Source organism: Pseudomonas sp. NPDC088429 (assembly GCF_044753305.1).
Lineage (GTDB): Bacteria > Pseudomonadota > Gammaproteobacteria > Pseudomonadales > Pseudomonadaceae > Aquipseudomonas > Aquipseudomonas rustica.
In genome coordinates, this window is the sequence record NZ_JBIVMX010000002.1 from 88,404 (window position 1) to 101,664 (window position 13,261).

The following is a 13,261-nucleotide window of genomic DNA, read 5'->3' on the forward strand; positions in this document are numbered from 1 at the left end:
CAGATGTCTGCGCCATCCGATCATGTGTCTGCTGCTGTTTTATCCACGCTGTCGCTCGAAGAACTGACGCAACTGCTTGAAACGATTTTTTTGCGCCACGGCACCTCTGCGCAGGTCGCTCGATCACTGGCCGCTAACTGTGCCGGCGCAGAGCGTGACGGGGCGCACAGTCACGGCGTGTTCCGTATCCCCGGTTATGTGTCGACCCTGCAAAGTGGCTGGGTCAACGGGCAGGCTGTGCCGCTGGTGGAGGATGTCGCTGCCGGATTTGTGCGGGTTGATGCCGGTAACGGGTTTGCCCAGCCAGCGTTGGCGGCGGCCCGTCCGTTACTGATTGAGAAAGCACGCAGCGCCGGGATCGCGGCGCTGGCGATCCGCAATTCCCATCACTTCGCGGCACTGTGGCCGGACGTTGAGCCGTTCGCCGAGGAGGGCCTGGTCGCCCTGAGCGTGGTTAACAGCATGACGTGCGTGGTGCCGCACGGCGCCGATCGGCCATTGTTCGGTACCAATCCGATTGCTTTCGCCGCGCCACAAGCCGGGGCGGCGCCGATCGTTTTCGATCTGGCCACCAGTGCCATTGCGCACGGCGACGTGCAGATTGCCGCGCGCAACGGCGAGCGCCTGCCGCCGGGAATGGGCGTCGATAGCCTTGGTCAGCCGACGCAAGATCCGAAAGCCATTCTGGAAGGTGGCGCGCTGTTGCCGTTTGGCGGGCACAAGGGCTCGGCGCTGTCGATGATGGTCGAGTTGCTCGCGGCGGCACTCACCGGTGGAAACTTCTCGTTCGAGTTCGACTGGAAGAATCATCCCGGCGCGAAAACGCCATGGACCGGTCAGTTGCTGATCGTGATTGATCCCTCTAAGGCGTCGGGCCAAAGTTTTGCCGAGCGCAGCCATGAACTGGTGCGGCAAATGCACGGCGTCGGGCTCAAGCGTCTGCCGGGTGATCGTCGGCATTTGCAACGTGAGAAGTCGCTCAAGTACGGCATTGCCCTGGAGACAGACACTTTGGAACAGCTGCAGCGGCTGGCCGGACACTAGGTTTATCAGTGGACTCCATCGGCTGCCGGAGAGGCTTCGGCAGCCCATCAAAGCTGTGCTTTACAGATTTTGAAATAATTTGCGACTGGGGAAAGGCCCGCTTCTGCCTGTACGCTTCAAGGCCTTTTTCCTTTCAGGATTTGCATGAACACCCTCTCGGAGCCTCCCAGTTATCCGTTTCCCATGCGCCACGGCGCGGTCTTGACGCACTCGCAGCATCCGGTTTTCCGACACCCGACTATCGTAGACAACGCAGCTTCAGAGCTATCGCGTTGCACTTCGCCGTGTCCGGCAGCCTGAATTTACTGAAGAGAGATCGAGATATTTTATGGAATGGTTAGCGGATCCCACGGCCTGGTTAGGCTTGTTGACTTTGATCGTGCTGGAACTGGTGCTCGGCATCGACAACCTGGTGTTCATCGCGATTCTGGCGGACAAACTGCCGCCGCATCAGCGTGACCGCGCGCGAATCATCGGCCTGTCGCTGGCGTTGATCATGCGCCTGGGCCTGTTGGCGAGTATTTCCTGGCTGGTGACCCTGACGCAGCCGCTGTTCGAGGTATTCGACAAGAGTTTCTCCGGTCGCGACCTGATCATGTTGTTTGGTGGTGTGTTCCTGTTGTTCAAGGCAACCATGGAGTTGCACGAACGGCTGGAAGGTCATGTCGGCGAGCGCACCTCTAACACCGCGTATGCGCTGTTCTGGCCGATCGTCGCGCAGATCGTGGTGCTCGACGCCGTGTTCTCGCTGGACGCGGTGATTACCGCTGTCGGCATGGTCGATGAACTGGCGGTGATGATGATCGCGGTGATCATCTCCATCGGCCTGATGATTGTTGCGAGCAAGCCGCTGACACGCTTCGTCAATGCGCACCCGACGGTGATCATGTTGTGTCTGGGCTTCTTGATGATGATCGGCTTCGCCCTGACCGCCGAAGGCCTGGGTTTCCACATCCCGAAAGGCTATCTGTACGCAGCCATCGGCTTCTCGATTCTGATTGAAGTGTTCAACCAGATTGCCCGTGCCCGTCGCAAACGCTCGATGCAGGGTTTGCGTCCGATGCGTGAGCGCACGGCCCACGCGGTCATGCGTCTGCTGGGCGGACGCAAACTGGCAGTGGAGGAAGTGGGCGAGGAGATTTCCGACCTGCTCGACAACGGCGAAGCGCCGAGTACGGAACTGTTCGACCGCCGCGAGCGCGTGATGATCAGCGGCGTTCTGCAATTGGCTGAACGTCCGATTCGTGTCCTGATGACTGTGCGCGCCGATGTCGACTACATCGACCTGGCCGACGACGCCGAAGCGATTCGTACACGATTGATGCATTCGTCCTACTCGCGATTGCCGTTGATTCGCGATGGCGCGGTGGATGAACCACTGGGCTTCGTGCACAAGAAAGAATTGCTCAAAGAGTATCTGGCCGGTGAGGAGCCGAATCTGGAGCACTTGGCGCGCAAGTCGATCAATCTGCTCGAGAGCTATTCGATTCTCAACGCATTGGAGCAAATGCGTGCCGCGTCGACCCACATCGCGTTTGTGGTCAATGAATTCGGTGATTTTGTCGGTATCTTGACCATGACCGACATCCTTGAGTCGATTGCCGGTGAATTACCCGACGCCAGTGAAGTTGAAGGCCCCGATGTGGCTGAGGAGCAGGGCGGGTTTATGGTCAGCGGTGCGCTGAACCTGACACGGGTGCGGCAGCGCACAGGGTTTGGCGCTGAGCCCAACGAGGATTATCAAACGCTGGCCGGTCTGGTGATGAGTTTGCTGGATCGCTTGCCGATGGTGGGCGATCGTCTGGAATACGAAGGCTGGCAGATGACGGTGGTGGCGGTTGAAGAGCGGCGGGTGACGCGGGTGTTGCTGATAAAAAATGACTGATTGATTTGCTGATCTTACTGGCCCCTTCGCGCTCCCACATTTGGAATGCATTTCAAATGTGGGAGCGGGCTTGCTCGCGAAGTCGGTCTTAGAGATAACGCACATATCAGCGATGAAATGTGTAGCGATCCTTCCCCGAATTCTTTGATTCGTACAACGCATCATCCGCCTTGATCAACGCCTGAGTCAGGGTGTCGTGTTCTTCGACCTGGGTTACGCCGATGCTGATGGTCACCGGATACTTCGTCGGTTGTTCGCGCACGAGTCTGCACAATTCCCCGGCCAGTGCTTCGGCATTCTCGCGGCTAACATCGGTCAGATAAATCGCAAACTCCTCGCCACCCAATCGAGCAAAGTCATGCGCGCTCATCACCATTTTGATGTCGGCGGCAACGCGCTTGAGCACATCATCACCGATGTCGTGCCCATAGGTGTCATTCACTTTCTTGAAGTTATCGATGTCGATCATCAATAAGTAATGATCGTGTTCGCGCGGAACCGTTTGCAGGTGTTTCTCCGCGAGGGTCATGAAGGAACGGCGGTTGGGGATTTCAGTGAGGGTATCGTTGTAGGCCTGATCCAGCAGCAACCGCGACATGATGTAGTTGTAGAGCTTGGCCTCGCGCAGTTTGAGAAAGGTGTAGATGGTCAGTGCACACAGAAACACGCTGTAGCAAGCCGTCATGACCCCTCGCAATTCGAAGAGGCTGATGCTGGTATTGATAAACGGGTTGAGCAACGACCAGATGATCAGTTGCACGACGAAAAACGCCACGCGACTTAAGGGCAGTACCGAGATGCTGTAGAGCATGCTGGCGGCGGCAAGCACCAGCCAGGAACTCTGCACAATGTCCGGTACACCGTAGACAATGAGCCGGACGCCAACAGTAAGACCGAGTACGAAGAGCACGGTCAGCACATCAAAATGACGCGCCTTGCGGGTGAACCCCAGCACGACGGTCAGAATCGAAAACAGCAATAGAAAAACCATTGAACGCCAAGTGAAGCCCTGGCCGCCGAGGAAGCTGACGATCAGATCAAACACCAGCCACATGAACGTGCTGGTGAGGAAGATCAACACGCTGAACCGGTGGAGGCGCTCGAATTCGTGCTGGACGAACTCGGTGCGCACTGCCGCCGGCGCGGTTTTTTTCAGCACTTCGTCTTCAATGATTTTGTACATCGATACCCTGATGTTTGCGCTGGTTGTCGAGGATCACCTGGCCCCATGGGCGGTAACGCAGGGAAAATACGGCGTTTGGATGACAACCGGTAGATGTCACGTCAGGTGCGCTGGGCTCGGCAAGAAATGGCTGGCCATCGCGGCTGACCTGCCGGAACGCCTCACGCACGATACCCACCGAGCAGGGTAGTTCGCCGGCATAACCGGTGCGTACCAACGGGGCCAGGCGCCCGGTACCCGCACCGTCTTGCCACCAGACCTGAATTCCGGCAGCCGCCAGATCGCCCAACCACTTTCCATTGACCGACGGGGCGAGTTTGCCGGCACTGAATGCGCTGATGTGCAGCGGAGCATCCAGTTTGCCCGCCAGATCCGTCAGTTGGCGTTGCAACGTCGCCCGGCGTTCTGCGGCGAGAAAATGCAAGTCGTCGAGTTCCAGTGGCAGGTACCAACCCGTTACCGGCAACTTCCAGTCCTTGCGCAGCTTTTGCTGCTGCGCCAGTGTCTGGCCCAATTGCGCCTGCCAATAAGTGGCGAGGCCGGCGCTGTCGAGTTCATCGATGCGCTGGTAGTAGGCCGGGTCCATTTTCAATCCGAGTACCAGCTGCAAGCCTTGCCGCTGCGCCAGTTTCAAACTGTTGGCGAGCCAGCCATTGGCACCACCGAAGTCCGAGTCACCATACGCAGTCCATTGCACGATCAGCGTCCGCGTGCCTTGCTTTGCGCTGTCTTGCCAGATTTTTTGCCATTGCGTCTGGCTGAGACTGGCATCGACATTAAGCGGTTGATAGAACACACGCTCATCAGCACGCACAGTGACGGCGCTAAGCAACAAGCAGAAAAACATTATCCAGCGAGCCATCAGAAATTCCACTCCACGCCCAGCAGCACACCGTTGCCGCCTTCATACAAATTGCCGCCCAGCGACTGTTGATATTCGGTACGTACCGTCAGTTTCGAGCGGTAGGCGTTGTAGCGGTCATCGTCGTACCACCATTGCCAGCGCAAACCGACGCCGGTGCGCAAATCCTGACGCCAGTCGTTGCTCGGATCCTGGCTGGCGAATTCAAGAAATCCGTACGGCATGATCGTTTGTGCGCCATTGAACGGCAGTTTCCACGTATGACCTTGCTGGAAACGCGATAACCATTGGTGATCGCCGGCCTTGGTCCACCAGGCGGCGTCGAGGTAGAGGAAGCGTTCATCCCATTCACTTTCGTCGACGCGCCAATCGTTGCGGTACTTGCCCTGATCAAGGAACGAGGCGGTGGCGCGTAGCAGGTAGTCGGTGCTGGTTCGACCATAGCGGTCGTAGTCATGCCCTTGATCCCAGACTTTACCGGGATTGAACAATTCGCCCAGACGCATGCCGTTGCTGCCGTCATCGCTGACACCGGTCTGCTTGTAGATTTCGGCGTAGAAGTTGATGTTGGCCGTGCCCCACGGCTTGTAGCGCAAGCCCACGCCGGTTGCGAAGGACTCCGCGTAACTGGAGCGACCGATGCCGCCCAGTAAAGCACGGCCATAAACCGACAACGTACTGCCGGCGCGGCTTGGTTCCTCACCGAGCGCGTGATCCCACATGGCGACCTGCACGTTTTGCGACTGCGCAACACGTTTGCTGCCTTCGTTATCGTCGGCGCGTAAAAAGTCGTTGGTCGATACCCCGGCCGGCGACCAGGTGCTGGCAATCGTGAAGTTATCCCGCCGGGACAAGGCCTCATGAGCACGGCGTTGACGATAGCGACGAGCCTCCATGCTGCCGTCTTCGTCGTCCGCCGCAACCGGGTTCTGTTCGAGGTCGATCACGCGACGCAGTTCTTTACGCGCGGAGGCGCTGTCCTCGACTTCGTCGTAGCGCCAGGCCAGGGTTTCGCCCAGACGATAATCCTCTGGGAAGTCGCGGGTCGCCTGTTGCAGATAAGGGATTGCCCTGGCGCGCTCTTCGCGGGTTTGTGCGCCCGACAAACGCATGCCGTAATCGGCGCGGTAGCGTGGGTTTTCCGGATCGCGGCGCACGGCTTCGGCCAGCCATGCGGTGCTTTGTGACAAATCACCAGCCTTTTGTGCGGTGACCGAGGCGGCATAAAAGTGCCCGGCATCCGGTGCTTTTAATAAGGCCTGGCGTTGGCGTTCCAGCGCCTGTACATGCGCGCCGCGAGCATCGGCAATCGCCGCGCCTAGCGACCATTCGTTAGCCCCGCGAGTGTTGCTCTGTTGCCAGAAACGCTCGGCGGTTTGCGCATCGCCGGCATTCAGAGCACTGCGGCTGGCGGTCAGACGTGCGTTGTCTGTGAGCTCCGCAGCGGGGATGCTGCGCCAGATCGCCAAGGCACCCGCGGAATCGCCGGCAGCTTCGAGCGCATAGGCCAAAGGCAAACGACTGCTGCGGTCTCCAAGTTTCTCGGCTTGCTGGTAATAAACGACGGCTTCGCCGGGTCGATCGGGCATCGCACAACGGCCGAGGGCGCGGAAGTCGCCAATTGCTTGGGGGTGACGGCCGATGGCCTGCTGCACGACATCGCACTGACCTTTTTCTGCCAGTTGTGCGAGCAATTGCCCGCGAGTGGCGCCGTCGACACGACCGATCAACGAAGCCATGCGTTGCTGTTGGGCCGGCGTGATCTCTGTCAAAGAGGCGTAGATCCCGGCGAGACGCTGCAGCGCGGTGGCTGGCAGACGTCCGCCATGACGGTCGTAAGCGTTTTCCAGCAATTGCTGTGCGTGCGCGCGATCGCCGCTATTGAACGCGAGAAAACTGGCCTGATTCAGCGAGGCCAGATCGCCGGTCTGGCGGTAATGGTATTCCCACAAGGTCTGTTCTTCAGTGCGGCGCCCCATGCGCTGCGCTAGCTCTGCGCGGCGTTTGACCACCGCAGGGGTTTGCGTCTGACCGGCGAGCCAGACCATGACCTTGCTGCTCTCACCCTGTTCCTGCCAGACATTGAGCAATTGCGCTTGCCGCTGGCTGTCCCAGGGCTGCGGCAGTTGTGTACTTTGCAACAGGTCGGTGGCTTGCAGACGTTGCGCCAGAACCAGCCAGGCCTGGGGATCATCTGTTGGCTGACAACCACGCAGTTGCACCCGTGCAGCTTCCGGATCGTGCCGCGACAGCCAGTCGACGGTTTCCAGGCAAGGGCGCTGCAAGTCGTTGCTGAGACGCTGGACAGTCGGCACATCATCAGTCTGCCGCGCCAGCTCCCACAGCCGCTGACGTTGTACCGGATCGGCCAGATCCGACGCCGGCAATGATTGCAGCCAGCGCTGAGCCTGCTGATCGTGACCCATGGCGATGGCGCGATCGACCATCGCCAGTCGAACTTTGCGCGCCGCTTCAGGGCTTGGCGCCTGTTGCAGCAGTTGTTGCAGCGGTTGCTCATCAAGGCGTTGCACGTAGGCATTGGCCAGCCGTTGCCAGCCTTCGCCATCGAGTTGTTGACGCGCCGCCAGCGGCGCGAGTTCTTCGATGGTGCCGCTCCAGTCACGCAATTGCTCGGACCAGTTCGAGCGCGCCAGACGCAGAATATTGTCGTCACCCTTGGGCGCCAAGTGTGCCAGCCAGTCGTGGGCTTTGGCGGCACCGCCGAATTTGGCCAGACTCAAGCTGTAGGCCTGCCACAACCGCACACGGTCGTTGAGGCTGCTGGTGGCCATCCAGTGTTCGACTTGAGTGCTGGTCGGTGGATCCTGTTCGATCCAGGTCAGGCGCAAATCGAGAACTGCCTCGCTGTTATCGTTCGGCAACGCTTGAACGGCGTCCTGATAGCGCCGCTGTTTGGCCAGCGACTCAACCAGCATGGCACGCGCCTCATCGTTTTTCGGCACCTTTTCCAGCAGGTGTCGCATCAGCCGTTCGACTTCTTTCCAGTTACCTTTTTTCGCCTCGCGGTAACTGCGATCCATATAGGGATAGCTGCGGAACTGTTCGAACTCGCTCAATGGTGCGGCTTGCAGTGGGTACGCGGTACTCAAACCAAGCAACAGGCTGCCCATCATCAGGGAATGACGGTAAACAGGCTTCATGCGACCTCCCGGACAATGCGGTAAGCAGCTTGCTGTTCACTCGTCTGATCCGCCAGCGCCTGTTCGAGTACTTCGCGGGTGATCATGCCGCGGTCGATCAGGTGCTCGCCGAGCGACATGTTTTCCGCATCGAAATCAATCAGCGCTTGATTGAACAGAGTGGGCGGCACCATGCCGCGAACTTGCAACAGGTTGCCCAGCAACACCTGATGGCGGCTGACGCGTTCCAGCAAGGCTTCATCGTCCTGATGACGTTCAAGCACTTGGAGCATATGACGCACTTCCTCATTCTGACGGGGGCTGGCGTACCAGTAACGAATCCCCAGAGTCACACGGCCTTGCGGTGCCAGACGGCTACGCACCGGACGCTTTAATTGTCGGCTGATGGCGCCGAGGGAGACCTGACTGACCGGGCCTTCGGAGGCGAGCACCAGTGTTTCGCCTTCCTCGGCCACGGGCAGAACGCCGTAGTGCGAGGCGATGCGGCGCGGCAAGGCATCAATCAGGCGCTTATCGAGTTTGAAAGGGTTGAGTGGCGCCCACTCCAGATCAAGCTGCTCGGCCAGTGCCTGCACCAGTTGCGTGCTGTCGATATACCCACGCAGTAACAATTCCCGACCGAGTCGGCGACGAACCGGACTGGTGATGGCGGCTTCCAGTTGCTCTTCGGTGATCAAGCCTTTCTCGACCAGACGATGGCCCAGCGGTACGCGTTGTGCCTTGGTCAGCGCAGGGAATTCGTGGGTGGTCTTGTCCCAGGCCACGCGCCGCGAATCGCCCATTTCCATGACTTGACGCAGCGCGCGCAAGTTGGCGAAGAAGTTGACGAAGTTGCTCCACATCATCCGTGGCGCCGACAGCAGGCCTTCAACCAGACCGTAATAGCGGGTCACGAACCAGCCGCGCTGGAACAGACGATTGAGCAGCATGAAACCGTTAAGCCAGAGCAGCACCGGCAGTAATGAACTGTCGGAAAGAATCGACGGGTAGCGCCAGGAATCCGGAGAAATCACCGTCACCAACCACATGACCAGCAGCACTGCGAACAGCAGATTGACCAGAAAGCTGAGCATGTAGGCGATCAACCCGCGGCGATCGCGCCACAGGAAATAGTTGAGCAGGCCGGTGCTCCAGCCGAGGTTTTTGGTGCCTTGAAACACGATGCCGACTATCCAGCGCGATTTCTGCCGGATCGCGTGCTGCAAGTCGCGAGGAAAATGCTCACGCACGCAGATCACTTGGGAAAATTCGCGGTTCATGCCGAACGCCCACGGCTGCTCCAGCGCCAGTTTCGGATCACTCACCGAGTAACGGGCGAAAATGCACTTCATGCCTTTTTGTTTGAGGCGGAAGCCGATGTCATAGTCCTCGGTGAGACTCTGAACATCGAAGGCAATGCCGTCGCCGTCTTCGAGCAGGGCGCTGATCGCTTTGCGGCTGAAGCACGTACCGACACCGGCGCTCGGCACCTGACCGGTCAGGGCTTCGCGAACGATAACGTCCTTGCCGTGGTTTTCGGCGAACTCGTCGACATAGTGGCCGGCGGTGAACCCTTTCCATTCCGGCGCGTACGGATAAACCGGGATCTGGATCAGATCCTTGTTGGGCAGCAGATAGTTGTAGAGACGCAACTCCATCGGTGAAATCACGTCTTCGGCGTCATGCAGGATGAACCCGGCGAACTGGATTTTCGCCTCGCTCTCGAAACGCAGAATGGCGTCGATGATGTTGTTCAGACAGTCGGCCTTGCTGGTCGGGCCGGGGCGGGCGCAGACCACTTTGTGTACGTTGGGATAGTGCTGGCAGACCGCGTCGACGTCCGCTTGGGTCTCGGCGTCGTTGGGGTAGGTGCCGACAAAAATCTGGTAGTTCTCGTAATCGATGGTCGAGGCCGCCAGGCGGGCCATTTCGCCGACCACACCGACTTCATTCCACGCCGGCACCATGATCGCCAGCGGTTTTTCGGCAATCGCGTACAGCCGCTGCTCGTCGGCGCGTTCGAATTTATCGTAGATCCGCCAGCGCCGGATCAGCTTGCGACTCCAGTACACAAGGTCGATGAACAGGTCATCGAGACCGAGGAAGAACATCAGCAGGGCGAGGGCAATCGCCACATATTTGAGACCAAACAGCACATACGCAAAAAAATCGACCCAACCCAGACTCATACCCCGTCACCCGCCGTCGAGCGAGCGCTCAACCAGGCGTGGAGGCGGGTGGCGATCAATTCGCTGGCGTGACCATCGCCGTAGGGAAAGTGTACGCGGCTCATGCGCGTGTAGGTCTCTTCGTCATCAAGCAACCGCGAAGCTTCGTTGATGATGCGTGCCTTGTCGGTGCCGACCAACAGCATCGTGCCGCTTTCCAGTACGGAAGGGCGCTCAGTGACATCGCGCAGTACCAGCAATGGCTTGCCAATCGCCGGCGCTTCTTCCTGTACGCCGCCGGAATCCGTGAGGATGAAATGTGCGTGGCCCATCAGCCAGACGAAGTTCGGGTAGTCCTGTGGAGGAACCAGATAGATGTTGGGTTTGTTGGCGAGCATGCCGTACACCACTTCTTGTACGAGCGGGTTGAGGTGTACTGGGTAGACAAATTGCACGTCCGGGTAGCGATCGGCCAACTCAGCCAAGGCCAGACAGATGTTGTTGAAACCACCACCGAGATTTTCCCGACGGTGGCTGGTGACCAGGATCATCCGGCGCTGATCATCGAGTACGGCCAGCGGCGAATCGGCGGCGGGATGCCACTGAGTTTGCTCTTGGTGTTTGCGCATCCACAGCAAGGCATCGATGACGGTGTTGCCGGTGATTTCGATGTTTTCCTCAGGCACGCCTTCGCGCAGCAGATTGGCCGCAGATTTGGACGTTGGCGGAAAATGCAGATCGGCAATGACGCCGGTCAAGCGGCGGTTGGCCTCTTCCGGCCACGGCGCGCGCAGATTGCCGGTACGCAGGCCCGCTTCGACGTGGCCGATCGGCAGTTGTCGATTGAACGCGGCGAGGGCGGCGATGAAGCTCGTGGTGGTGTCGCCGTGTACCAATACGATGTCAGGTTTGACCCGCTCGTAAGCTTGATCGAGCTGAGCTAATAGATGTTGGGACAAGCCGTTGAGGGTTTGGCCTTGCGTCATCACTTGCAGGTCTTCATCGACCGTCAGCTCAAAGGCGTCCAGCACCTGCGTGAGCATCTCGCGATGCTGGCCGGTGGAGCAGATGTTCAGTTGGATGTCTGGCCACCGGCGCAAAACCCGAGCGAGTGGGGCCATTTTTATGGCCTCCGGGCGCGTACCGAAAACCATCATGACTTTAAAAGACATTGACCCCTCCTGGGACATGGCAACGCTGTGACCAGATAGTCTGCAGCGTGTGTTCTCTTACTGAGAAATAAAGGAAAGCAGCCGGATGGGAGCTTGTCCAATCCGGTTCGATGCTTGATTGATACCGATCATGTAGAACGAAAGTGCCATCGGTTGATGGCTCTTAGGTGGCACTTTCGGGAAAAGTTCCCGGGGTGTGCACAGAATTGGTGCGCTGGGTGGCGGCGGCTGCCACTCCAGTCGGAGAACTGTCTGACAAACCACCCAGAAATGTCTGAGAAAAACGCGTGATACCTTCAAGAGTCAATGGAGGGACGCAGCCCCGCGATTGTCGCGACACATCGTTGTTTTTAACTTTCATGTGGACGTTTCTGAATTGAAGAAAAATTCTGGCGATACTGGAGTTGCTTGCGGGGACGATCAATCTGCAAGTCACATTCGAAATATCGAGGCCGCGCGAGAGTTCGAGGAAGCAATGACAAATCTAGAGGATCGGAAGCTCTTGGCGCTTTGCATGGAGCGAGAAACAGACCCGACCATAAAGGTTTCAATTGATGATCTTTAAAGATGGATCCCCGCGCGAATAGACTTACTGCATGGACTGGGCGCAACAACGCACCAATTGGGAACCTGCTACCCGCACTTCGTAGCCAACGGTAGCGTCGATGATCTAACCCTCCACGTAACACCTCCCCCCCCACACTTCACCCATCCCTTTGATTCAAAAAACATTTCAATCCATTGCAGATTCCTCGTGATTCCTGTGGCACACTTCCTGCTGTCTATTCCGTAGTAACAAACCGTATTCCGGTATAGCGGAATAAACACAAATCTGGAGTGCTTGCCATGCATCGCCGTCCTTCCTTGTTTAAAGCGTGTGTTTTTGTTCTTGCAGCTTCATCCACCGTCATGGGGCTGGCCCAGGCGGCCGACAGTAAGCTCGACAGTGTTCTCGCCCGGGGCAAGTTGATCGTGGGCACCGGCAGCACTAATGCGCCGTGGCACTTTCAGGGCGCGGACGGCAAGTTGCAGGGATTTGATATCGACATCGCCAGGATGGTGGCCAAAGGTCTTTTCAACGACCCGAGTAAAGTCGAGTTCGTGGTGCAGTCGTCCGATGCGCGGATTCCCAATCTGCTCACCGACAAGGTCGACATGAGCTGCCAGTTCATCACCGTGACTGCCAGCCGCGCGCAGCAAGTGGCGTTCACGCTGCCGTACTACCGCGAAGGCGTCGGCCTGTTGTTGCCGAACAACAGCAAGTACAAGGAAATTGAAGACCTGCAAGGCGCTGGCGACAGCGTGACCGTGGCCGTGCTGCAAAACGTCTACGCCGAAGAATTGGTGCACCAGGCGCTGCCCAAAGCCAAGGTCGATCAGTACGACAGCGTCGATCTGATGTATCAGGCAGTGAACTCCGGCCGCGCCGATGCCGCCGCCACCGACCAGTCTTCGGTCAAATACCTGATGGTGCAGAACCCTGGCCGCTACCGCAGCCCGACCTACGCGTGGAGCCCGCAAACCTACGCCTGCGCCGTCAAACGTGGCGATCAGGACTGGCTGAACTTCGTCAACACCACGTTGCATGAAGCGATGACCGGCGTTGAATTCCCGACTTACGCCGCGTCGTTCAAGCAGTGGTTCGGTGTCGATCTGCCTTCCCCAGCGATCGGTTTCCCCGTCGAATTCAAATGAAAACTGCTGCGCTCGAAAATACTGCGTTGAAAACAGCCTCAAAATGCTCATTGACTGACGTCAACTCCGCTTTTTCGCCTGTTTTCGCCTTGTCTTTTCTTCGCTCGCGACG

General features: G+C 58.3%; 8 protein-coding genes. 3 read left to right on the top strand and 5 right to left on the bottom strand.

Going from position 1 to position 13,261, the window contains the following annotated elements; genetic code table 11:
- Positions 1-3 precede the first annotated feature (3 nt).
- On the top strand, positions 4-1,044 hold the full coding sequence (locus tag ACIP66_RS01940) for an Ldh family oxidoreductase (RefSeq protein ID WP_400644838.1): 1,041 nt from the start codon (positions 4-6) through the stop codon (positions 1,042-1,044).
- Positions 1,045-1,372: 328 nt separating this feature from the next.
- Positions 1,373-2,929, top strand: a complete 1,557-nt coding sequence (locus ACIP66_RS01945) for a transporter associated domain-containing protein (protein WP_400644840.1) — start codon at positions 1,373-1,375, stop codon at positions 2,927-2,929.
- A gap of 106 nt (positions 2,930-3,035) precedes the next feature.
- On the opposite strand, the gene ACIP66_RS01950 is transcribed toward ACIP66_RS01945, so the two are convergent.
- Genes ACIP66_RS01950 through wecB form a run of 5 tightly spaced genes read right to left on the bottom strand, consistent with a single transcriptional unit; the run spans position 3,036 to position 11,454 of the window.
- Positions 3,036-4,112: a GGDEF domain-containing protein gene (locus ACIP66_RS01950; RefSeq protein ID WP_400644843.1), complete on the bottom strand. Its 1,077-nt coding sequence runs from the start codon at positions 4,110-4,112 to the stop codon at positions 3,036-3,038.
- Positions 4,096-4,974, bottom strand: coding sequence for a DUF4434 family protein (locus ACIP66_RS01955; protein WP_400644845.1), 879 nt, complete (start codon positions 4,972-4,974; stop codon positions 4,096-4,098). Before ACIP66_RS01955 ends, ACIP66_RS01950 begins: the two co-directional genes overlap by 17 nt.
- Positions 4,974-8,135, bottom strand: a complete 3,162-nt coding sequence (locus ACIP66_RS01960) for a phage receptor (RefSeq protein WP_400644847.1) — start codon at positions 8,133-8,135, stop codon at positions 4,974-4,976. Before ACIP66_RS01960 ends, ACIP66_RS01955 begins: the two co-directional genes overlap by 1 nt.
- Positions 8,132-10,303 carry a cyclic di-3',5'-guanylate-activated glycosyltransferase NrfB gene (nrfB, locus tag ACIP66_RS01965; protein WP_400644850.1) on the bottom strand — a complete coding sequence of 724 codons (2,172 nt, stop codon included), beginning with the start codon at positions 10,301-10,303 and terminating at the stop codon, positions 8,132-8,134. The genes ACIP66_RS01960 and nrfB overlap by 4 nt, the downstream gene beginning before the upstream one ends.
- Complete coding sequence (gene wecB / locus ACIP66_RS01970; RefSeq protein WP_400644853.1) at positions 10,300-11,454, bottom strand: non-hydrolyzing UDP-N-acetylglucosamine 2-epimerase; 1,155 nt, start codon at positions 11,452-11,454, stop codon at positions 10,300-10,302. The genes nrfB and wecB overlap by 4 nt, the downstream gene beginning before the upstream one ends.
- A gap of 846 nt (positions 11,455-12,300) precedes the next feature.
- On the opposite strand from wecB, the gene ACIP66_RS01975 reads away from it, so the two are divergent.
- Positions 12,301-13,149, top strand: a complete 849-nt coding sequence (locus ACIP66_RS01975) for a transporter substrate-binding domain-containing protein (RefSeq protein ID WP_053120514.1) — start codon at positions 12,301-12,303, stop codon at positions 13,147-13,149.
- Positions 13,150-13,261: the final 112 nt, after the last annotated feature.

Excerpts from the sequence above, each read along its gene's own strand:
- ACIP66_RS01955 (WP_400644845.1), bottom strand. The coding sequence starts at position 4,974 with ATGGCTCGCTGGATAATGTTTTTCTGCTTGTTGCTTAGCGCCGTCACT.
- ACIP66_RS01945 (WP_400644840.1), top strand. The coding sequence starts at position 1,373 with ATGGAATGGTTAGCGGATCCCACGGCCTGGTTAGGCTTGTTGACTTTG.
- ACIP66_RS01950 (WP_400644843.1), bottom strand. The coding sequence starts at position 4,112 with ATGTACAAAATCATTGAAGACGAAGTGCTGAAAAAAACCGCGCCGGCG.
- nrfB (WP_400644850.1), bottom strand. The coding sequence starts at position 10,303 with ATGAGTCTGGGTTGGGTCGATTTTTTTGCGTATGTGCTGTTTGGTCTC.
- ACIP66_RS01975 (WP_053120514.1), top strand. The coding sequence starts at position 12,301 with ATGCATCGCCGTCCTTCCTTGTTTAAAGCGTGTGTTTTTGTTCTTGCA.
- ACIP66_RS01960 (WP_400644847.1), bottom strand. The coding sequence starts at position 8,135 with ATGAAGCCTGTTTACCGTCATTCCCTGATGATGGGCAGCCTGTTGCTT.
- wecB (WP_400644853.1), bottom strand. The coding sequence starts at position 11,454 with ATGTCTTTTAAAGTCATGATGGTTTTCGGTACGCGCCCGGAGGCCATA.
- ACIP66_RS01940 (WP_400644838.1), top strand. The coding sequence starts at position 4 with ATGTCTGCGCCATCCGATCATGTGTCTGCTGCTGTTTTATCCACGCTG.